General features: G+C 47.8%; 13 protein-coding genes. 4 read left to right on the forward strand and 9 right to left on the reverse strand.

Annotated elements, in window-relative coordinates:
• The first annotated feature begins 33 nt into the window (after positions 1 to 33).
• Together recO and B160_RS0124505 are read left to right on the forward strand one after the other, a co-directional pair.
• Positions 34 to 792 carry a DNA repair protein RecO gene (gene recO, locus B160_RS0124500; RefSeq protein ID WP_026310002.1) on the forward strand — a complete coding sequence of 253 codons (759 nt, stop codon included), beginning with the start codon at positions 34 to 36 and terminating at the stop codon, positions 790 to 792.
• A 151-nt stretch (positions 793 to 943) separates the two neighbouring features.
• Entirely contained in the window at positions 944 to 1,333 is a 390-nt protein-coding gene (locus tag B160_RS0124505; RefSeq protein ID WP_018630602.1) for a hypothetical protein, read from the forward strand.
• 23 nt (positions 1,334 to 1,356) lie between these two features.
• On the opposite strand, the gene B160_RS0124510 is transcribed toward B160_RS0124505, so the two are convergent.
• The gene (locus B160_RS0124510; protein WP_018630603.1) at positions 1,357 to 2,499 is read right to left on the reverse strand and encodes an amidohydrolase family protein; all 1,143 of its coding nucleotides are present in this window, start codon (positions 2,497 to 2,499) and stop codon (positions 1,357 to 1,359) included.
• Positions 2,500 to 2,712: 213 nt separating this feature from the next.
• Between B160_RS0124510 and prfA the strand changes: the two genes are divergently transcribed.
• Positions 2,713 to 3,777, forward strand: a complete 1,065-nt coding sequence (prfA, locus tag B160_RS0124515) for a peptide chain release factor 1 (RefSeq protein ID WP_018630604.1) — start codon at positions 2,713 to 2,715, stop codon at positions 3,775 to 3,777.
• Positions 3,778 to 3,807: 30 nt separating this feature from the next.
• Here prfA and B160_RS0124520 read toward each other — a convergent pair whose 3' ends face one another.
• The 8 genes from B160_RS0124520 to B160_RS0124565 form a co-directional block, all read right to left on the reverse strand.
• Positions 3,808 to 4,734, reverse strand: a complete 927-nt coding sequence (locus tag B160_RS0124520; protein ID WP_018630605.1) for a lipid A-modifier LpxR family protein — start codon at positions 4,732 to 4,734, stop codon at positions 3,808 to 3,810.
• Between the two features lie 222 nt (positions 4,735 to 4,956).
• Positions 4,957 to 7,782 carry a TonB-dependent receptor gene (locus B160_RS0124525; protein WP_018630606.1) on the reverse strand — a complete coding sequence of 942 codons (2,826 nt, stop codon included), beginning with the start codon at positions 7,780 to 7,782 and terminating at the stop codon, positions 4,957 to 4,959.
• Between the two features lie 3 nt (positions 7,783 to 7,785).
• A complete protein-coding gene (locus B160_RS0124530) occupies positions 7,786 to 8,994 on the reverse strand; it encodes a 6-bladed beta-propeller (protein WP_018630607.1) in 1,209 nt (402 codons plus the stop codon).
• A gap of 431 nt (positions 8,995 to 9,425) precedes the next feature.
• A complete protein-coding gene (locus B160_RS0124540) occupies positions 9,426 to 12,380 on the reverse strand; it encodes an outer membrane beta-barrel protein (protein ID WP_018630609.1) in 2,955 nt (984 codons plus the stop codon).
• Positions 12,377 to 13,627 (reverse strand): 6-bladed beta-propeller, encoded by a 1,251-nt coding sequence (locus B160_RS0124545; RefSeq protein ID WP_157558220.1) that lies wholly within the window; start codon positions 13,625 to 13,627, stop codon positions 12,377 to 12,379. The genes B160_RS0124540 and B160_RS0124545 overlap by 4 nt, the downstream gene beginning before the upstream one ends.
• 199 nt (positions 13,628 to 13,826) lie before the next feature.
• The gene (locus B160_RS0124550; protein WP_040680453.1) at positions 13,827 to 16,400 is read right to left on the reverse strand and encodes a TonB-dependent receptor; all 2,574 of its coding nucleotides are present in this window, start codon (positions 16,398 to 16,400) and stop codon (positions 13,827 to 13,829) included.
• A gap of 212 nt (positions 16,401 to 16,612) precedes the next feature.
• Positions 16,613 to 18,043 carry a TSUP family transporter gene (locus B160_RS31245; RefSeq protein ID WP_018630613.1) on the reverse strand — a complete coding sequence of 477 codons (1,431 nt, stop codon included), beginning with the start codon at positions 18,041 to 18,043 and terminating at the stop codon, positions 16,613 to 16,615.
• A 317-nt stretch (positions 18,044 to 18,360) separates the two neighbouring features.
• Positions 18,361 to 18,999 (reverse strand): response regulator transcription factor, encoded by a 639-nt coding sequence (locus tag B160_RS0124565; protein ID WP_018630614.1) that lies wholly within the window; start codon positions 18,997 to 18,999, stop codon positions 18,361 to 18,363.
• Between the two features lie 181 nt (positions 19,000 to 19,180).
• Here B160_RS0124565 and B160_RS0124570 point away from each other — a divergent pair, with 181 nt between their 5' ends.
• Complete coding sequence (locus B160_RS0124570; protein ID WP_157558221.1) at positions 19,181 to 21,715, forward strand: RHS repeat-associated core domain-containing protein; 2,535 nt, start codon at positions 19,181 to 19,183, stop codon at positions 21,713 to 21,715.
• The last annotated feature ends 1 nt before the right edge of the window (position 21,716 follow it).

The following is a 21,716-nucleotide window of genomic DNA, read 5'->3' on the forward strand; positions in this document are numbered from 1 at the left end:
CCTACCTTGCACCGTGATCAACAGAGGGGGAAAGTGGCAGATATCCTACATAAAACGAAGGGGATCGTTCTCAAAACGTCAAAATACGGCGAAACCAGCGTCATCGTGACCGTTTATACCGATAAGCTTGGTCTGCAGTCCTACCTGGTAAGCGGTGTCCGTTCCGGAGGCAAAAGAAGCGGCAACAAGGCGGTTTTTTTTCAACCGGCCGCTCTTTTGGATATGGTGGTGTATCACAATGAATTAAGAACCCTGAACCGGGTACGGGAATTTAAATTTTCCTGCATTTACCAGCATCTTTTCAGCGATGTGATCAAAAATGGGGTGGCGCTTTTTATGATCGAGCTGCTGCACAAAACCCTCCGGCAACCGGAATCCAATGAAGATCTTTTTGGCTTCGTGGAAGACAGCCTGCGTGCCCTGGATACGGCGGATACCGCTGTAACGGCTAATTTCCCCGCTTTTTTTGCGGTTCATCTGTGTAGTATCCTGGGCTTTTCCCCGGGAATGCCTCCTGCAAAACTGAGGCAGTCTACCGGGCTTTTGCTGGACCTCCAGAGCGGGGAGTTTAAAGAAACACCACCGGATCACCATTCCTACGCCGGCAGGGAAGCCACATTGCTGATCATGGAATTGTTGCAGGCCCGGCTTCCCATCGAGCTGGCGAATATCCGGAGCTCCTCCCAAAGAAGGAATGAGGTGCTGGATCTGCTGGAAATCTATTATTCACTCCACCTGCCGGATTTTGGCCGGCTGCGTACCCTCCCTGTGCTCCGGGCAATTTTGAGTTAAAAGGGATGAACAACACCACAGGTGCATTTAGTGGGAGATGGGTGCCCTCCTGCCAAATTCCGGCGGGAAATTTATGCTTCTTCGGCAGGGGTAACAAAAGAACGCATGTGCTGATCTGAAGGTAAATTCTTTTACCAGTAAAAAAAAAGTCATGGCACAGAATATCAAAAAAACAGCAAGCCTGGCAGCCGCATTGCTTTTTATGGCTACCGCATGGGGACAGCAAACCAAAGCATTCAATCAAAATGCATCCCGGAGTAATCATACGCAGCGCTCATATGCAGCAAACGATCTGCAGCAAAACGGGATTCGCACCCAAAACAATAATACGGTACGCAGCAACCGCAGCGAATGGGCGGCAATGGCCGATCTGGATGGCGACGGCATTTATGAAACGGACCTGTCTTCAAGGCTGACAAATCCGGTAACTGCCGAAGGATATGCAACCGTTTTACTGGGCCGGAAGACCGTTACCGTGCGGGTCATCCGTCTTAAAACCAGGCATGAAACGGCAAAGAATTCGATCGGGAATATACGGTAGAAAACTTGCCTTTGTTTGGGGTATCAATAGAGCCGGTTGACCGTGTTGCGGACGATCTGGATCACTCCGGGCTTTTTCCCTTTTTCAAAGCTGCCGTAGCGGTCGCTGATCTGCAACGCTTTTGCCCCATTGATCGTTGCCCAGGAAAGCATTTCTGCAACCGGTATCTCCGGGTAGTGTTTTTGGATCCGCCGGATCTCTTCCCAGATGCTCAATCCGTAGTTAGATGCCAGGCTGTCCGTACCCAGCACCAGTTGTGCCTGCTCCTCCCGCATCATGGGTATGTTAGGCAACCGGTTGCTGATATAGTGATTGGCGTTGGGACAAAGACACCAAAAAGCATCCGGAAAACGGCCGTGTACATACCGGATATCTTCGGTCGTGGTAAATACGTTGTGGATGAGAAGCAGCTGTTGCTGCTGTGTCAGGTACGCGCCATAGGTCTGTATACTGGCTTTGCCGCCGGCGGGCACCGGAGCCTCGTTTAACCCGAGGCGCTCATACAATGCTTTGAGCCCCCCGGTGCCGTTGAAAAACCATTCGTCTTCTTCCGGCGTTTCCTGGTTGTGGATGCTCAGCAGCCGGCTGCCTGTAAATGCGTCCAGCAATTGCCACAGGGGTGTAGCTACCGAGTAGGGGGCATGGGGTGTCAGCGATACCTGCCGGGCATCAAAAGAGCGGCAATAATCGTCATAAACGGCTTTATAGGCATCAAAGTGCTGCTGGGCCAATGCCGGCTCAAAGCCGATCACTTCTACAAAATTGTGGTAATAAAGATGCCCTTTGTTCTTCTGAAAAAGGGTATCGGTGGTATTGCAAATATCCCCAACGGCCACAATGCCATTTTTTATCATTTCCGCTTCTGCCTGCTTAATGGCGGGAGGAATGGTTTCAGGGTTGGCGTATCGTTTACTAACGATCTGGTTTACAAATTTTAAGAGACCTGTGTGCTCCCCGATGATCCCTTTCATATGACTCAGCTCCAGGTGGCAGTGGCAATTGATGAACCCGGGGCTCAGGATACCGCTGACTGGTCTTAGATCCTCTCCGGCGTCTGCCGCATCCACAACGTCCCCAATGGTTCCGTCATCAGCCAAAATCAGTACTTTTTCCTCAAACATGCGGTAACCGTCAAATAGCTGTTCCGGTTTTATCTTTTTATACATGCTTCAAAGATAATACCCGTCCCAATTTTATAGGGGGGAAATAACAAACTTCAAATATCAAATCCCAATATCCGTTTGCGGTATAGCGTTTCACGTTTAAAACTCAGCGTTGGGGCCGGATTGCATGCCTGGCGTCCGATTTTCACATTTCCACATTCCTAAATTTTCAAATTGGTTACCTTTGCGCCCTGTTGATCCAAAATATTTTTTTTGATGTTAGATAAACTGGAAGCCATAAAGGCAAAATATGACCAACTGGGTATCGCACTTACAAACCCGGAGATTGTGGGAAACAATAAGAAGTTTGCGGCAACCAGTAAAGAATACCGGAGTCTGGAAAAGATCGTTACGGCTTATGGTGCATATAAGAACCTGCTGGATGATCTGGAGTTTAATAAGGAGGCATTGAATGGCGATGATGAGGAACTGCGGGAGTTGGCAAAAGAGGAGGTCACCGGCCTGGAAGAACGTAAGGAACAGATGGAAGCACATATCCGCCAGCTGCTGATCCCCAAGGACCCGCAGGATGGGAAGGATGTGATCATGGAAATACGCGCCGGTACCGGCGGGGATGAGGCCAGTCTTTTTGCCGGCGACCTGCTGCGGATGTATATAAAATACTGTGAGCGGCATGGGTTTAAAACAGCGGTGCTCAGTGAAAGTGAAGGAACTGTGGGCGGGTACAAAGAGGTACAGCTGGAGGTTACGGGAGATGATGTATATGGCACGATGAAGTTTGAAAGCGGGGTGCACCGGGTGCAGCGGGTGCCGGATACGGAGACGCAGGGGCGGGTACATACCTCTGCAGCGACGGTTGCCGTGATGCCGGAAGCAGAAGAGATCGACTTTGAACTGAAGGAGAGCGAGGTAAAAATGGAAACGGCACGAAGTGGCGGCGCCGGCGGACAGAATGTGAACAAAGTGGAAACAAAAGTGATGCTGACCCATATTCCCACGGGTACCGTGGTGATCTGCCAGACGGAACGTACCCAGCTGGGTAACCGCGAAAAAGCCATGCAGATGCTGCGTACCAAATTATATGAAGAGCAGGTGCGCAAGCAGGAGGAAGAAATTTCCCGCCACCGGAAGAGCCTGGTAAGCTCCGGCGACCGGAGTGCAAAGATCCGCACCTATAACTATCCCCAGGGCCGGGTTACGGATCATCGCATTAACCTTACGTCTTATAACCTGGATGCTTTTATGAACGGGGAGATCCAGGAATTTATCGATCAGTTGCAATTTGCCGAAAACTCAGAAAAACTGGCAAAACAGGAATAAACCCAGGCTCCGGAATTTGATATTTAGAATTTACCACATAAATCCTACCTGCAGACTGCCATACCATTGTGAAGAAGCCTGGGTGAACGATTGCTTACTTTCATAAATGGCGGCTGCTCCAAAGGAAAGTTTATTGCCGGCATACATAGCACCCATCCGGGTATGAAAAAAAACGGGATTCAGCCGGCCTTCAATTGCTTCTTGTCCTTCTTTGAACATGCCTCCCTGTACTGTGGCATCATAGGCCTTAAATGATACGGCCGGAAAAACGTAAATAAAATATTCCCGGTTGGCCCGGGTGCTGCCTTTGTGATTGTCCCAGAATGCTGTGGCATTGTTGAGGTTGGACCGGCCCAGCAGGAAGGCCGAGCCAAGGGTAGCATGGGTAAAAAAATTTCCTGCTGTTACAGAAAGCAGGGGCTTCACATCCAGCAGCGCGGCATTCCGGTCTTTTTTAAGCTGGGGCGACCAGGAGGCGTCCGCAATGAGCCCCCAATCGGCACGCAGCTGTTTATCCCAGTTCTTGGGCTTATAGATCTGCATGACCTGGTGCACGCGCTCCTGCATTTCCTTACCCAGGGCCGGAGGACCGATCATGCCGAAGCCGACGCCCCATTTCAGCAGGTCTTGCTTTTTATTAAACAGCGACTGGTGAAAATCGCCATAAAGATAACCGGTGATGGGCCGGTCGAGCCTTGCCTCACCTGCAAACTGTGCTGTGTAAATAAGCTGGCCGACTTGGAATGTATTTACTTTTTCCCGGCGTTTTTCATTCGCAGGAGTACGCCTCCATTGGTAAGAAACCTTTAACCCGTTGGTATAATAGCCGTCGTTATTTACAGAAATGTACCCATCGTTTTCAGAGATAATAACAACCTGGTGCCGGGTTTGTGCGGAAACCGGGATAGAAAAGATGATCAAAGAGAAAAGGAACGCCGTTCTGAATAAGCAGGCCATTGTCTGATATAAATAAACGGATCAAATATAGATACTGTTTTCCATTTAATACAAAGTTGCGTCAACTTTTCAGGAACTAACCTGCCTGTCATCCCGGTTTTCTGATTCGAGGAGGCCGGTTTGTTTTCAAAGGGCTGTTCACCGGGCAGGGATGCCAACGGATACACCAGTTGTGGTGCATGTCTTCACACGCTTCCTGAAGAATAAAAATGTGCATCCTACTTACCAGACCCGCTCGGTTGCCTTTTGTTTTAATGTGGTCTTGCCAAACTTACGGGGGTAATACGAGAACGTAAGCAGGAAATACTGTTGCAGTCCGTTGGTGATGCGCGTAGTGGTACCATCAAAGTTGGCACTGTTGCTGATGTTTTGATATTGTTTTAAAATATCCATTGCCGAAAGCTTCACCTCGGCCTGTTGCTTCATAAAGCGGTAAGTGGCAAAAGCATTCCACAAAAGCATCTTCTTATCCACACCCGTGCTGTTGGTTATATTAAATGTACTGCTGAATGTGAAAGAGGCCGGAAAGTTGAGCGTGGCACCCAATCTTGTGGTAGTACTGGTATTTTTAAAGGAAGAAAGGCCACTGGCAGTTTGCTTTGACCGGTAGTTTTGAAAAGATTCTCCCATATTCAATACGAGCAACGAACGCAGTGAAAATTGCAGGGTAAAATTATTGTTTATGGAATTGTTACGGCTGTTTGTATACAGCCCGTCAATATAGTTGGGCAAAACCGAATAGTTCTGCGATCCGTTATACATCAGCTGCAGATTGCTTTTTCCCAGCTTCCGGGCGATATTAAAATTATAGTTGAGGTTGGTATTAAAGCTTTTATCTGCGTTCGTGTAATAATAGAACCGTTTCCCGGAATTGTCGTTAATGATACTATCGGTTATCGGATCCAGGGTCTTCCGGTAATTGCCATTGAGCGACCCGTTGACGGAATAGAGCGATTTTTCATTTTCGGTGCTGAAATTGCCATAGAGCGAGAGCATGTGATTGATCCTGTTTTTGAGATAGGGGTTTCCGTATCTGATGGTATAGGCATTGATGTCGTCGGTGATCGTATAGAGCTGGTCGATGGAGGCAAATTCAAAATTCTTCTTATAGTTCAGGTTGGTATAAAGCCGGTACTTTCTGCGTTTTGAATAGCTGTAATTAACACTGCCTTCATATCTCAGGAACTGGAACGACCGGTTGAGATTCCTTTCTGCTATGGAAGAGCTGTTTTTTTCTGCTTTCAGGTCATCAAAAATAATTGCATGGAAGTTGATCGACCGGGATAACTGGTCGCTCCATTTAAAAAAGCTTTTGGTTGCCGAAAGGAAAGGGGAATATTCCAATAGCTCTTTGGTATTGGAATTGGTCAGCCGGTTGTTCATGACAAGCTGTTGTATCGTACTGTCAAAATCTGAAACATGGGATTGGTTGGTTTCCTTATTATAGCTGAACCACTGGGATAGCTTCAGGTCAATGCCAAAAAGATTGTACCGGCCGAGCAATAGCCGTTTAAAACCGCCGTAATCAATCGTTCCGGTTATATTCATCCTGCTGTTATCGTCTTTGTAGTGGCGGTTGTAGCTGGTATCTTTACCGGCCTCTGTGAACGAGTGGAAAACGCTGGTAACATCCCTTTCAGATGCGGAGCTGTTGTTGCTGCCGCTCAGGGAAATATTGATGTTCCGGATCGGATCCTGCCAATCGGATTTGCCATAGCGGAAACTCAGGGACTCCGCGTCGGATCTTCGCGAGGAAACCGAATGGACATCGTTGGTACTCTGCAGCTGCCCCAGGCTATCTTTTACTTCTGTAAATTGTTTGGAATTGCGTTGATCCTGGTTCAGCTCCACGTTGCCGTTGATCTGGAGGTTATCATTGTAGCTGCTTGTTTTTGCATAGTCTACCCCAAACACATGTTTGTTCCCCGTGCTGTTTTGGATGCCTTCGTCTTTTATAAACTGGGGGTTATCCAGGGCGGTACGGTTTTGTAAATTTAAATTAGTAATAAAGGCTTCTGTTCCTGATTTGTTGTAGTTGAGAGTGATACGGTTGTTTTGTCTTGAATTGCTGACCTTGTTAAAATCCTGTGTATATACGGCGCCGATCGAATGGTTGCGGTTTAACCCATTGGAGCCAAATTGCCCGACGTAATCCAGGTTGGGATTGTAGGTCCTGTAGGTGTTGTTCTGAAAAAGCTCCTGCAGGTTGCCGATATTTTTGTTGATGTTATTGATCCCTCCTCCGATACCCAGGCTCCTTTTCTTATCATATATCTGGTAGGAAAGATTTCCTTCATAACGGTCGTCTGTGCCGTAGCCCGCCGTTATTTTGCCAAAGTAACCTTTTTTGCTCTCCTCTTTTAATTTGATATTCATGGTGAGGACCGAGTCCTGTGCTGTTTTCTGCTGCTGCCCGATCTTGGACCGGTCGTATTCCTGGTACAGCTGAATTTTATCAATGGCGGTCTTTGGCAGGTTTTGGGTAGCGATTTTGGGATCGGAGGAACCCATAAACTGTTTTCCATCAACCAGCAGGTTCTTTACAAGCCGCCCGTTTACGGTAATGGAACCATCGGACCAGACCACCACGCCGGGTACCTGAGTGAGCAGCTCTTCTGCAACCGCGTCCGGTTTCATCTTAAATGCCGCGGGGTTTATTTCCAGGGTATCGCCGTTCATTTTTACCGGTATCACAGCCGTGACGGTGACATTGTCTTTTTCATCAAAGCCGATGGACAGGGCTGCGTTTGCTGTATCGGTCTTTGAGCGCGTGATGCGTAATGTTTGCCGGTGGCTCCGGTATCCGACGTAACTGATGTCGAGCAGCAATGAGTCTGCAGTGGGTAAGTTCTCTAATACATAGTTTCCGTTTTTATCAGTAAGCTTGTAGGTTACCATGCCGGAGTCTTTCCGGAAAATGGTTACCGTGGCGGATTCTAATGGTGTATTGCTTACAGAATCGGTGACCAGCCCGGTCAGCTTGCCGGTTTGGCCATAGGTAACAGTACTGGCAAGCAGCAGGAAAACGGCGAAAAGGATGGATCTCATGCGTTAGTTTTTCATTGTGAAGACAGCAATTACCGCTGCATTTGATTTTTTATTGGCAATTGCTTCGATGGCCTCAGGAGCCGGTTTCCCGGCAACCGGTTTAAAGGATTCGCGGATCGCATCCGGGGTCAGGAGTCTATAAAAGAACCCGTCTTTGCGAACGATGTTGTTGCCCGATAGAACGTTTATATGAAAGGTAGTGCTGTCGGCCTTTATTTTTGAGTTCTGATAGGCTATTTGTCTTTTTTTGTCATAGATGTATATTCCATAATTATACAGGAACCCTACAGAAAAATAGAAGTATGCGGGTGTTTCTTCAAATTGGTATACCTGGCGGTACATCCAGTTATTGTTCTGACGGAAATTGTCCCATTCGGCCTTGTTTTTAAACGGGTTGGTAAAAAAGCTGGCAGGTAATGCATTTTCCAATGGCATTACGATCTGAAAAGCCGGGTATAAGCTATCCCCGGTTATTTTATAAATGGTATCGCAATAGGGTCTTGTAATAAACATCGTCTCCGGATCCTGTGACGCACGTGCTGCGATATAGCCCTGGTCATACAGGTACTTGGGCTCGTTGATCTGGTTGTAGGGAAAGTATTGTTTTACCAGTTTGTTGTTCTTATATATTTTCAGCTCATAGCCGGCACTGTCCTTATACAGCTTACTGGCCACTGCTTTTGAACGGTAATAATAGTCGTTGTTCAGGTAAATGATGTTGTTGACATCATATTCGGTAGGCGTGCTTTTTTTTATTTCAAGATCCGGGTCAGTCAGGTCAACCGTGTATTTTTTGTAGTATTTCTGGTTCCGGGGGTTGTTAAAATCCAGCTCAATTTTGATTTCATCCTTGGGGGTAAGCGTATAATTCTTATTGGCACCATAGAAACGAAGCGTTTCCGTTTTTTTATCATATCCCGGATAAAAATCGTCGCCCAGCTTTTTATAGCTGATCTTTTTTACGAAACCACCCTGTTTGTTGTAAAGAAATACGCATTTATTTGAGTATTGATTTACCAGAAAATAGGACCGGGTTATTTCCAGGTTATCCCATTGCCCGATGGTGACCCCTTCCTGGGGTTCCAGTACTACAAACCGGACACTGTCCACAAAGCGGGATTGGTTTTCAGTAGCCGGCGATTTGGGATTCAGATATATTTTGCCGGGCTGTGCGTTGGCCGGGTGGCATAGGCAAATTAGTAAGAATGGCAATAAACAGTGTTTCAAACGTTTTAATTTAGGTTTTCAAATTTAAACAGTCAACGGTTAATTTGTTCAGAAGTTTGGCGCAATCGTTTGCACCACTTGAATGCAGGCGGTTCTTTCATGAATGCCGTAAGAAAGATTGCGGCTCGGGATCCCGCAGGAACGCTTCGGTCCGTTGTCCGCTCCGTTCTGCTTTGATATCCCGGCAACGTTTTTGAACGGAACCTATCCGGATGCCGGTTTGGGAAAACATACCCGGAATGTTCCGGCGACAACACAGTTGACTTCTCATATGATTCAGTTATCCAATAAAATTAAAGAGCAGAATGTTAACAGAATCCTATAAGTTATCAGGTGTCGGCGGCCGGCGTGCGCTTCCTGCCTTTGGGAATGCGCATACCTGTCCGGGTCCTGATCGCCAAATACGGTAATGGTCGTTAATTTCTTCCGGATCTTCTTTGTGTGTTGTTTTGTTGCCGGAACTGTTGCTGCGGGCGTTGCTGGCGTTGCTCTCCTGCTTCGGAGCGCCTTGATCCCGAGCGGCCCGATCTTCCGGAACGGCCACCAAATCTTCTTGGGAAGTAAGAGAGGGAAACCATATAGAACTGCTGGATCCCATTGGTGATGGTAGTACCTGTGGTGTTGTTGTTTGCAAAGTTATCAATGTTCTGGTTCTCCCGGAGGATGTCAAATATTGATAGCTTGATCTCGGCCTGCTTCATTTTCATAAAGCGCCAGGTGGCATAGGCATTCCAGATCGTTGCTTTTATGGACGCGTTGTTTGCGGACACGTTGTTCAGGTAATTGATATTGCTGCTTAGCTGAAAGTTTTTGGGTACCATCAAATTGAAATTAACCCTTGTTCCGTAGGTCTTTGCCTTCAGGGGAGTTTTGGAGGTGCCGATCTGTTCACTGCCACTGGAAGAGATCGTTTCTCCCAAAGAAACATTAAAGACCTCCGTCAGACTGTAAAAAAGACTCAGGGAGTGATTCTGGTTCCGGTTTTTGGAAGCGATCAGCACCGCCGCTGCATCCTGGGGCGTCTTGATGTACTGTGGCGAGCGGGACCCGTTGATGCTGGCGCTGTACCTTACCTGCAGCATGTTCCGGTTGTTCATACGGAAGGACGCACTGGTATTGATGCCTCCGGTGAAGGAACGCCGGTTGTCGATATTGATGAGGTACGAGGTACGCGCACCGTTATTGCCATAGATGCTGCTGTCGGAAATACCGTTTTTAAACGTGCTGTATCCCAGGTTCAGACTGGCAGTATAGGTGTTCTTTTCATTGAACCGCTGGCTGTTGAAGCTCGTGTTGAAACTAAAGTTGTTGCTCAGCGGCGATTTCAGATCTGGGTTCCCCACCACGATGTTGTACCGGTTGATGTTATCAACGATCGGGTACAGCTGGTCAATGGTCGGCGCGGTGGCGGAGCTGTTGTGGGAAAGGCCGATATTGAAGTTGTATTTATTGTACCGGTTGTAGTTGTAGTAAACCGATGAAGATGGTGTAAAGAAATGAAAGGACCGCTCCAGGTTCCGGTAACTCAGGGTAGAAGTGTTTCTTTGGTAAAGAAACTGGTTCTGCAGGTTGGTGCGTATAGAAATGCTTTTGTAATACCGGTCGGAAAGAACCTTTGTGATCGTCTTGAAGAGACTGATACCCGGACGGTTTTCAACATTGATCACCGAATTGATATTGGTAAGCGCTTCGTTAATCTTGTATGTGCTTGTAAGGGTATCCAGCTCCAGTACATTGGCATTCAGATCCGATTTATTGTACCGGAAATTGTTGCGCAGGCCGATATTGATGTTCCAGAAATTGTAGTTCCCGAATAAAAGAGAGCGCAGCCCGTTATAGTTCAACCCGATATTGGTGGTAAAATTTGAGTTCTCATTGTGGTATTTCCGGTCTGTATTCTCCGTATAGATACTGTCCAGCAATGATTCGAACCGGCTGACCTGATCGCTGTTGCTTTCACTGTTCCGGTAACTTACGGCATAGTTGGTAGAAAAGCTTTTTTTGTTGATGCCTTCATCATAATCATTGTTGTTGAAATATCCGTTGAAATTAAAATTATCGGAATGGGAGGAGGCTGCGGTCACATTGCTGCGCCGGCTGGCCAGCAGGGTATCATTCCGGAATGCCGTCGTATTTCCTTCCGCTGTTGAATTGCCGTTGGCCCAGTTATAGGAAGTGTTTAACGCAAAGGAGGTCGCTCTTTTCCGGTTCTGATAACCGGCATCTACCGACTGGTTCAGCGAACTGCTGGTATTGAGCCGGTTGCTGATATTGGTTAATGAGTAATCGGTAAGGTTCTGAACGGAAGTACTGTTGGTGGTCTGGTTGTTCCGGGAGTCTCTTAAATTGTATTCACCGTTGATGGAATTGTCGAAACGGGAGTTGGTACTTTCATCAAAATTGTGGTGAAAGTAGGCACCAAAGTAATGGACGGTGTTGAGCCCGTTGGCATTGGCATTTGGCGCACCAAAATTCCGGCGGTTATAGGAACGGAAGGTATTGTTCTCGATGGCTTCCTTTACATTTTGAATGGACTTATTCGTATTGTTGATGTTCCCGGCAATGGCAACCTTTGTTTTTTTGTTATATGCCTGCATGGTAAGGTCGCCTTCATACCGGTGATCCGTACCCAGGCCGGCACCTATTTTACCAAAATAGCCTTTTCTTTTTTCAGGCTTCATTTTGATGTTCATGGTAAAGGTAGAGTCCATTTCCGTATTGGTGATCTCCTCTTTGCTGTAGTCTTTTTCCTGGTATACCTGTATTTTTTCGATGGCTGTTTTGGGCAGGTTCTGGGTGGCGATCTCGGGGTTGCCGCCAAAAAAAGGTTTGCCATCCACAAATACATTGCTGATCTTTTTGCCGTTTACCGTAATGGTACCGTCGCTCCACATGGTAACACCCGGCACGCGCAGCAGCATGTCCTCTACCACGGCAGAGGAGTCCAGCTTAAAGGCGTCCGGATTGATCTCCAGCGTATCGCCGTTCATGCGCACCGGGACCACGGATTTTACGATCACTTCCTCCATCTGGCGGGAAGTATCTCTTGAAAGCAGGATCTTTTTGAGGTCGAAGTCCTTTTTTAAAGAGTCCAGGTAGATCTCTTTGGAAAAATCATTGTAACCGGAATAGGTAATGGAAAGCAGGAGCGGTGTGCGAAAAGGAAGTTCGCCAATGTTAAACTCGCCCTGGTTATTGGTTACCTGGTAATTGACCAGGACAGAATCGGCTTTTTTATAAACCGTTACGGTTGCTGCCTGCAGACCATAGTCGTGCACCGAGTCGGAAACGAGCCCTTTGATACTGCCATTGGTCTGGGCAAATGACAAAATGGGCAGGAGCAGCAAAAGGATCAGGAAACGTTGCTTCATTTTGTCACTAAGTCTTCTTTTGGTTTTAACTGGATCAATACGGGATTATCTGTTTCTTTCCGGGTTTCGAAAAATCGCGTCAATACCTCATCATATTGAGGATCTCTGTATTCAGACGATTTTTTTGCATTAAACATGCTTTTTGCGGAGATAGAAAGATAAATATGTTCTTCATCAAAGCTTTTTATGACACCGGAAACCGGCAAAAAATAGCTGCTGCTGTCGGAAGATATCTTGTTGTAGTCGTAGATCAGGTTGGTTTTATTATCGAATAGATACCGGTTATATCCCCTGAACAGGTTCAGATCAAAGAACATCAGATTCTTGAACCGGATCACATTCTGGATCTTTTCAGCATATTTGGCATGCTCCATTTTGTACATGTCCATTTCGCCGCGACTGGAGAAGCCGGTGTTAAAAAAGGAAGCAGGCACCGCGTTCTCCATTGGCAGGATCAGCTTGTAGCTTTCGGTGATAGCTGAAGGAGTGAGGGTATAGATCTCGTACTGAAAAGGACGGGTAACCAGCAATACCGAGTCGTTCTGCGTGGGCATGATGCTGCACTGGGATGCACCTGAAAAATAATAGACGGACTCCGTCTTCTTATTATAGGGAAAATAGTTTTGCAGAACGTTCGCATTATCGATGATCTTTAATTGATAATCGAGGGTGTCCCTGCTGGTTCTTTTCGCCTTTATAAAGCTGGCCGCAAATTTATTTTTATCAAAACGGACGGGATTGGTAAAGGCATACCGGAAGTTTTTCAGGTCTTCGGTCCTGGCGGCTTTCACATTGTCCAGGTAAAACCAGGTGGCTTTTGCGTACTTTGAAATATCCGTTTGTGATTCGGGCTCCAGGTATTCCTGTACTTTCACCGATGGGATATTGTAGTTCTTATTAAGGCTGAAGATGAGCAAAGCGTTTTTGGTACGGTCCAGCTGGATGTCGCGGATCCGGTACCGTTTGATCCGGTATTTCTGCAGGAATTTACCTCTTTTATTAAAAAAATAAAGTGCATCGGTATCCCCGTCGAGAACGATGAACAGCGAATCGGTAACGACGAGCTGCCGGATAGCCCCAAACAGGCTCTTTTTTGTGGTCTCCAGCGGAATGAACCGGATCTCATCAAAGATCCTTGAGGCCGGCGCCCCAACTGTTTTACTGGGATCGACGTACAATGTTTTTGCCTGGGCACTGGCGTTCAGACAAAGCCATAAAGCCCCGCAAACAAACATTAGTTTTTTCATTGTCAATTGTGTCAAAAGCGATAATTGTCAAAAATACACCTCTTGGAGGTAAAAGTTATTATTTTGTCTTAGACGGATCCATCATTGCGAAGTTTAACCGACCGGTATAAATTTTTTAGCAACAAAAACCCCGCTGTGAAAACAGCAGGGCATTTTTGATTGCTCTGTATGAATGCGTCTTTTTGCAGGGGATATGCGATCAGTTCCTGCCGTTGAACGTGAAGCTCAGCGTAATGCCATAGGTCCGTTGGTCGCCCATTACGGCGGCGTAGTGACCGGCATTCCCGCCCGCTGCCAGCAACTGCTCGTAGTAGTTCTTATCAAAAATATTGCGGGCCCATAAATAAGCCGTTAATCCCTTTTGCACCCGGTAGCCGATCCGCCCGTTTGCTAATGTGTATCCATCGATATTCAGGTACCTCGATGGTGAAGGGCTGGAAGAAAATGAGGAGCGGTAAAAGCCATCGAGGGCCACGAAGAACTGTCCCGGTTTTCCAAAAGGAGCAGCGGGTGCGCTGTATTCACCACCCAGGGAGCCGGCCCATTTGGAAATGCCGGGCAGCGGGCTGTTGGAGATATCCTTGAATGCCACCTGAACGCCATTCTCGGTATGACCGGTTTCTTCCAGCGGAAGGGGGGCATTGGTAAATTTTACGTACTGGCCATCGGTATAAGCCAGGGATCCGCTGAAGCCGAAATGCTGGTTCACGCGGATGCTTCCGTCAAACTCCACTCCTTTTACGTTCACCTTGTCTGCATTGGCAATGTATCCGCGGTTCACACCCAGCTCCGCGCTTTGAACATTTGTCTGGTAGTCTTTAATATCTGAGTTGTGAAGGGTGAGGTTGAGTGTGATGTCGTTGGTCGGGTTTGCTTTCACTCCCAGCTCCGCGTGCCGCGTATATTCCGGCCGGATCACCGCCAGGCTGGTTGCAGGCTTTCCCTCAACCGTGGGGATGCCCGCGATGTTCACGCCTACCGGTTTGAAGCTGGTGGAGTAGGTGGCAAAGGTGTTGAGACGTTTGGAGGGTTTGTATGCCAGGGTAAGCTGGTAGGTAAAATTCCGCTCTGCTGCGCTGGATTCATAAAACTGACTGCCATATACTGCGTTCTTCAGGGCGATCAGGGACGCATCATCTGTTTGCAGTCCGCCGTATGTTTTTCGATCGTAAACGGCTTTTTTCTCATCATAGTTCAACCGGATGCCCGGCAGAAAATGGAAATGGTCCATAAACTCCCAGTCCACATTGGCAAACGCGGCCGCGCTTAGGGATTGGATCGAAGACTCGGTCCTGATCCCGTATCCGTCCAGGAGCCCCGGTGTTTTCCATAGGTCGCTGGTGGTGTTTTGTGAGAAGCGCCACTGATCCTTACCGGATTCTTCGGTTCCGTGGGTGGAAACGTCCTGGTCAATAAAGAACAGGCCTACGACGCCGCTCAGCCGGTTATTGATGGTTCCGGCATACCGGAGCTCCTGGGAAAAATTTTTATGCCTGGAGGGGTTCTGCGATTTGGAAAGCGCCTGCAGTCCGGTAAAATCGCGGTCGTTGGAAGGGTCCCATTTCCAGTAACGCCAGGCAGTGGTGGATGTCAGGGTTCCCGGTCCGATTTTGCTGTCGATGTTCAATGATGCACCGCCCAGCTCATTGTTCGATTTCCAGGGCGTGTCATGATCGATCACCCGGTCAAAAGCATTGGCGGAGGGCAGCTGGTACTTGAGGTCGGCGATAATGGCATCAAACTGCCGGTAAGCGGGGCGTTCTGTTTTTACAACACCCGCGATCACCTGGGCATACCCTACCGGCTTTTGTGAGGACAGATCGCCGCTGAAGAAGATGGATGTATTGTCGGACACATGATAAAGCAGTTGCCCCCGCAGACCCAGGTTATTGATATCATTCACGTGCTGCTGGATGCGTTCGTTATAGACCAGCCCGTTGCGCTGGGTACCTGAGAAGGACAGTCTTCCGGCCAGGCGCCGGGTAATGGGGCCGGTGATGGAAGCCTTTGCCTGGATGTATCCGAAATTTCCAAAGCTGGTTTCCAATGTTCCTCCCGGACGGAAGTCCGGCTTTCTGGAGATGATGTTGATGGCGCCGGCCGTGGTGTTTTTCCCGAACAATGTTCCCTGCGGACCGCGCAGCACTTCGATACGCTCTACATCAATAAAATCCAGCACAGCGGCCGCCGGCCGGGCATAATAGACTCCGTCGATATAGTAGCCCACGCCGGGGTCCAGCCCGTCGTTGGTGAGCCCGAAGGGGGAGCCGATTCCTCTTATGTTCACGCCGGTGTTCCGGGGGTTGGAGGTGTACAATTGCAGGGAAGGGATCATTTCCTTGATCCGGTTTACATTGAAGGCGCCTGCTTCGGCCATCTTTTTTCCGCCGATCACCGAAATGGCAATGGGAACTTCCTGAAGCAGCTCATTTCTTCTGCGCGATGTAACAACGATGGTGTCCAGGTGATAGGTTTGTACCAGTTTTACAATGAGCGAGTCCCGGGTATGCCGTACGACGATATTTTTCGGATCATAGTTTACCGAGGACACTGTAATGGTAAAGGGTATTTTAGGTATATCCGTTAAGGTGAAAACACCTGCCGAGTCTGCTGTGGTGCCGTTATCTTTACCCCTTACCCGGACGCTGGCGTGGGGGATCCCTTCGTTTTGTTCATTGATCACCCGGCCTGCTAACTGGGCGTTCAGGGAAAAGGAAGAAAAAATAAAGCTTCCTGTAAGCATGAGTTTGAATGGAGTAATTTGAAAGCGCATTATACAATAGAATTTATTAGTCTACTAATTTTGTAGAGAAAAAGATTAAAAAAAGGGAATGTCTTATGGTTCGGATCAGCGGCAACATCGGAAGCCTGCTGCCGGGATGCAGCGTGTCGCGGAACGCATAATGGAAAAGAATAAAGACCTGTGCATACAACTGTTTTTAAGTATCCTGTTTGTGCGGATTTTTTGAAAGTTATTCCCCGCGTTTACCGGAACAGGCCGGCGAGTATTTTAAGGCTCCATATGATCACCAGTACCCCAAGGAGGATGAACGCAGTCTTGCGGGGCAGTTTGCCTGTCAGTTTTGCGGCGACAGGCGCAGCGATCAATCCGCCGATGATGAGGCCCAGGATGGTTTGCCAGTGACTTACGCCCAGCAGGATAAAAAAGGTAAAGGCACTGGAAAGCGTTACAAAAAACTCGGTGAGGCTTACAGAGCCGATCACGTATTTCGGGCTGCGCCCCTTGGTTATTAAGGTAGTGGTAACAATGGGCCCCCATCCGCCGCCGCCAAACGAATCAAAGAAACCTCCCGCGCCTGCGAGCGCTTTATAGTGTTTGTATTTTTTCTTTCGGATCCGGTCGCGAAAAGCGTTGGACAGGATCTTTATCCCGAGGAAGAGGGTATAGCAGGCCAGTAAAGGGCGGATCCAGGAACCGTATTTTTCGCCCAGGTAAACCAGCAGCACCGCCCCCAGTATAGCACCGGCAACGCCGGGGATCAGCAGGGTCCTGAAAAGTTTTTTGTTGACGTTCCCAAAACGGTAGTGGCTGTAACCGGAGGCCCCGCTGGCAAACATTTCTGCAGTGTGGATGCTGCCGCTGATGGCCGCAGGACTTACACCGGCCGACAACAGGATGGTGGCGCTGGTAACGCCATATCCCATGCCCAGCGCCCCATCTACAAGCTGTGCCACAAATCCTGCCAGGAGCATGATCAGGAACGACTGGTCAAAGGCCTGGTAGAGTTGCCCGAGGCCGGTTTCAATGGCAGTATAAGGGAGGTATGAGAACAAAAAATGCCCGATCAGCATTACTGCAAAGACGAGCAGGGCACGTGTGGCGATCCGTTTATAGGACAATTCTTTTCCATTCTTTTTAGAATTGGCTGCAGCGGGGATGATCCGGGTACTGTTGCCGGTTAACGGCCGCCAGCCATGTTGCCGGCCGATGGTTTCATCAGGCGGCAATGCCGGAAGAAAAGCATCCGGTTGCCCGGCTGTTATATCGGTTGTTGGAAGGCCAAAATAGAAGTCACTTTGTTCCGGTTGTCCGGCAATAGATGCCAGTTTTCCGGCATGACGGATATCCCCGCTGATGAGGCCGGCAATTTCCGGATCGTTTACAGTGATAATAACGAGGTCTGTATTTAGAAGATCATCGTTGTTATAAGTGCGTTCCAGCAGCTTTATGGCATTTGTGCCGGCAAGATGTTTTATTTCCGGAATGCTGTCTTCACTGACCACCGTTATCTCCGGTTGCAGACCGTTCTGCCATAGCTCCTGCAACTGATCCCATGCTGTTGTTCCGCCGCCGATGATCAGGAGGTGTAGCCGCTCTGTTTTCAGGAACACGGGAAACAGATGACGGGTAGCGGTTGCGGGATGCCGGCCGGGTATGGTTTGTTGATCGCTCATGCTTTATTGTCTATTGTTTTAGTAGACTAAAAAGTTAAAAAAAAGCAACCGGGGTATAAGACGGCGGAGCCGTTTTGCACAGCAGGGTTCGTCCCGTTGCCGGGCATTTGAATGATTGTTGTGTTCATACCTGAGTTGGAAGCGAAGATAGGGGTTTTAAATAGTCTATCAAAATAGTAGGATAATTTATTTTCGTAAATTTGATGAACGGTCAGTGGGTACCGTTTTGGTGTTTACCATGCGTATATTGTCTTTGATGCCAGAAAGTGAAGGCTGCCCGGAGAAATGCTGTTGGCTGTTGAGGTCTATTTGCTTTTTTAATATTGTGTATTTGTACTAAGCGCTTTGATGAGTGCGGCAGCAGTATGAACATTGAATTTTTTCAGAATATTGCGGCGATGCGTATCAATGGTTCGTTTACTAAGAAAAAGCTGGTCTGATATTTCCCTGGAGCTTCTTCTTTTGACGATCAGTTGAACGGTCTCCAGTTCGCGTTTGGTCAGATGAAGCCATTTTGATGTTTCCTGCGGGATCTCTGCGTTAATGATATGCTTAAGCCTTATTGAAAAATGGACTTTTCCATTTGTTACTTCCCGTATTGCTGTAATTAATTCCGCAGCGGTAATGTCTTTCAGAACGCATCCTTTTGCTTTTGCTGCCATCATTTTCTCAACAAATGCGATTTCAGAATAATGAAAGAGGATGATCACCGGAATATCAAGGGCCGATTGCGATAACCAGGCCAGTAAATGATCTCCTGCAGATTCTGTTAACTGGGAGCCAAGAAGAATCAGGTCGGGCGGGCAGTCGAAGATTAGCGCTTTTGCTGCACTTAGATTTTCAGCCTCCATGATTTTGATATTTTCCTTTCCGGAGTTTCGCCGGATCATTTGGTGTAACCGGGTCCTGGTAATTTCCTGATCATCGATGATCAGGTAAGAGTTGGTTGCAGTCATGGTAAAGATCGGTTTAATTCATAAATTTTAAATAAATGGCTTTGTGTGTTTCATTTCATCACGGTTGTGCAGGTAAAAAAGAGATCCTAAAGGCAATTGGTTAAGGGCGTCTGTAGGATGAGACAGGAGCCTGCATTTTTCAAAAGTCAATTTTACCGGCGATCGAATTTAAAAATTGTTTTTGGTAAGAGCAAATAATAATACCCGTAACCCCTATAAAGTTGTGTTGCAAAAAGTGCCCGGAGCTGCTGCTGTGGTGCTGGTGTATGATATACGGGACCGGCTGGTACTGACGCAGGACGGCAATTTACGCAGCGAGGGCAACTGGAACTATACCCAATACGACAACCTGAATCGGCCGGTGTTAACGGGGCTGGTGAACCTGGCAAGCAACGACCCCGTTACGCACTGGGCTGCCGCTGTGGCTAAAACGGGCGATACCAACGAGGCGGTACAATACCCGGAGACGGGAATGCTGACCAATGCTACGGTGCTCACCCAGACCTTTTATGATAGTTACGGCTGGTTAGCGGTTGAAACGGCCAGCGGGCTGGATAGCAACTACCATACAGGAACCGACAGTTATTTGCTGTTAGCGTCGGATACGCAATTTCCCTACGCCCAGGCTAACCAGAAGGACAGTCGCACCAGGGGGCTGGTAACCGGGACTAAAGTAAATATCCTGGGAACGCCCAATTATACCTACACACTTACCATTTATGACAGCAAAGCTCGTCCCATACAGGTAAAGACAAAAAACCATACAACCGGAGCGGATCTTATGACGACGCAATACAGCTGGAGCGGCCAGCCGCTGACGGTAGTGAGCCAGGAAAACAAGGCCGGGAGTACCGCCATTATGGTAACGACGGTCACCAAAAACAATTACGATGTCCTGGGGCGGCTGGTGAAGACCACCAAAAATGTGAATAGCAATACAGGCTTAAGCAGTGGTGATAAGATCATTGCTGTAAATAAGTATGATGAACTGGGCCAACTGGTAAATAAGACGTTGGGTGCCACGGATGCCAATGGCACGGCCGGCGCGGAAACGCAGGCCTATGAATACAATGTGCGGGGCTGGCTGCTGGGGATGAACCGGGGTTATGTAAACAGCAGTACTTCCGTTACTTCCAACGTCTTTGGTTTTGATCTGGCATATGACAAAACCAATAATAACAAGACGTCAGAAAGCAACGGGGCTGTCAACAATTATGCCACGGCTTTTTATAAGGGCAATATAGCCGGTATGAGCTGGCGGGGCCGGGGATCAGGAGGAACCGGGGATATCCGCCGGTATGATTTCAGTTATGATCCTGCCAACCGGCTGATGAATGCGGGTTTTAAGCACTATAGCGGGAGCAATTATATGGCTACGGGAACCTTTAACAGCCGGATGGGTGATGGTAACCCATTAAATCCGGAGAGCGCCTATGATTACAATGGCAATATCAAGGCGATGACCCAGCAGGGGTTGGCAGGCGGTAGCACCATGCTCGTGGATCAGCTGACCTACAGCTATCTGCCCGGCAGCAACAAGCTGGCTAAAGTAACGGATGCGGCAGGCGATACCCGGAGTTACCAGCTGGGGGATTTTAACGACGGCACCAACAGCGGGGATGATTATGCTTATGATGTAAACGGTAATCTTACCAAAGATGAGAACAGGAATATAAGTAGCATCAGCTATAATATCCTCAATCTGCCGCAAACGATCAGTGTAACGGGTAAAGGAACAATTACGTATCTTTATGATGCAGCCGGCAACAAGCTGAGCAAAACGGTAAATGAAGGCAGTGCCCAGAAAATAACCACCTACCTCGGTGGAATGATCTTTGAAAACGATGTGCTGCAGCATGTGGCGATGGAAGAAGGAAGGTTTCGTCCGAATGGCAGCGTTTTTACAGCGGATTATTTTCTGAAGGATCATTTGGGCAATGTGCGTTCGATGATCAATGAGAATAAGGCCCTGCTGGAGGAAACACATTATTATCCGTTCGGCTTGACAATGAAAGGTATATCCATGCAGGCTTTAGGGGCTTTAGCTAATAGATATAAGTTTAACGATGGGACGGAATTAGAGAGTAAAGAATTTAGTGACGGCAGCGGCATTGAACTTTATGCAACAGAGTATAGAAGCTATGACCCACAAATAGGACGGTTTCACCAAATAGACCCTATTGCTGAAATGTCAGAAAGTTGGAGCCCTTACACTTTTGCTAACAACAACCCTTTATTTTTCAATGACCCTCTTGGGTTAATGTCTGATACAATAAAACCAGTAACGCCGGCAATACCAAATTTAGATGAACCAGATAAGGGCAGCGAATTAGCTAAGGAAAAGGTACTGGATGAGGTTGTAGTTACTACCAACACCCCAAAAAAGAAGGGTCCTGGCTTTTGGAGTGGGGTGCTGGATGTTGTTCAAACAGGGATAGATTTGGTAGGATTGATTCCCGTAGTTGGCGAAATAGCAGACGGGGCAAACGCCTTAATTTATTTAGCAAGGGGAGATAAAACCAATGCTGCATTAAGTACTGCTGCAATGATACCTATTGCCGGATGGGTGGCTACAGGCACAAAGCTTGTGGTCAAAAATATAAACCTAACAGCAAAAACAAGAAAAGCAAGTCAGGCATTAAAACTTGCTGAAAGAATATTGGGTAAAGGATACAAAGAAATTGACAAGGAGTATTTAGGAGTGCCGATGGATTAAA

This window comes from Niabella aurantiaca DSM 17617, assembly GCF_000374125.1.
Lineage (GTDB): Bacteria > Bacteroidota > Bacteroidia > Chitinophagales > Chitinophagaceae > Niabella > Niabella aurantiaca.

Excerpts from the sequence above, each read along its gene's own strand:
- B160_RS0124525 (WP_018630606.1), bottom strand. The coding sequence starts at position 7,782 with ATGAGATCCATCCTTTTCGCCGTTTTCCTGCTGCTTGCCAGTACTGTT.
- B160_RS0124565 (WP_018630614.1), bottom strand. The coding sequence starts at position 18,999 with ATGACTGCAACCAACTCTTACCTGATCATCGATGATCAGGAAATTACC.
- B160_RS31245 (WP_018630613.1), bottom strand. The coding sequence starts at position 18,043 with ATGAGCGATCAACAAACCATACCCGGCCGGCATCCCGCAACCGCTACC.
- B160_RS0124550 (WP_040680453.1), bottom strand. The coding sequence starts at position 16,400 with ATGCGCTTTCAAATTACTCCATTCAAACTCATGCTTACAGGAAGCTTT.
- B160_RS0124505 (WP_018630602.1), top strand. The coding sequence starts at position 944 with ATGGCACAGAATATCAAAAAAACAGCAAGCCTGGCAGCCGCATTGCTT.
- B160_RS0124520 (WP_018630605.1), bottom strand. The coding sequence starts at position 4,734 with ATGGCCTGCTTATTCAGAACGGCGTTCCTTTTCTCTTTGATCATCTTT.
- prfA (WP_018630604.1), top strand. The coding sequence starts at position 2,713 with ATGTTAGATAAACTGGAAGCCATAAAGGCAAAATATGACCAACTGGGT.
- B160_RS0124510 (WP_018630603.1), bottom strand. The coding sequence starts at position 2,499 with ATGTATAAAAAGATAAAACCGGAACAGCTATTTGACGGTTACCGCATG.
- B160_RS0124540 (WP_018630609.1), bottom strand. The coding sequence starts at position 12,380 with ATGAAGCAACGTTTCCTGATCCTTTTGCTGCTCCTGCCCATTTTGTCA.
- B160_RS0124545 (WP_157558220.1), bottom strand. The coding sequence starts at position 13,627 with ATGAAAAAACTAATGTTTGTTTGCGGGGCTTTATGGCTTTGTCTGAAC.